The sequence below is a fragment of the Pantoea sp. GbtcB22 genome, assembly GCF_019091025.1.
GTDB lineage: Bacteria > Pseudomonadota > Gammaproteobacteria > Enterobacterales > Enterobacteriaceae > Pantoea > Pantoea leporis.
Genome location: NZ_JAGXKB010000980.1, coordinates 1 through 231, shown reverse-complemented (window position 1 = coordinate 231; position 231 = coordinate 1). Strand labels below are relative to the sequence as shown.

1 pseudogene is annotated in these 231 nt (G+C 39.8%); it reads left to right on the top strand.

The annotated features are described in order from the left end of the window. Nucleotides 1-50: 50 nt before the first annotated feature. Nucleotides 51-218: pseudogene (locus tag KVT28_RS28060) on the top strand (ABC transporter permease); the annotation flags it as partial. Nucleotides 219-231 lie beyond the last annotated feature (13 nt).

Below are 231 nucleotides of genomic sequence, written 5' to 3'. Positions count from 1 at the left end.
AAGCCAAGGGCGGTAGCATACGTATTAATCAAGAATACTGTGAGTTTTAAATGGCAAGAAGTGGAGTAAATGTACAAAGCGCCACGATTAACGCATTGTTTTTTAGAGAGATAAGAAGCAGATTCGGTAAGTTCCGTTTGGGGTATCTCTGTGCGATACTAGAACCATCAGCCCATTTATTAATATTGATGGCCAATTTTGGCTTCATCATGCATAGGTAAATGCCAGACA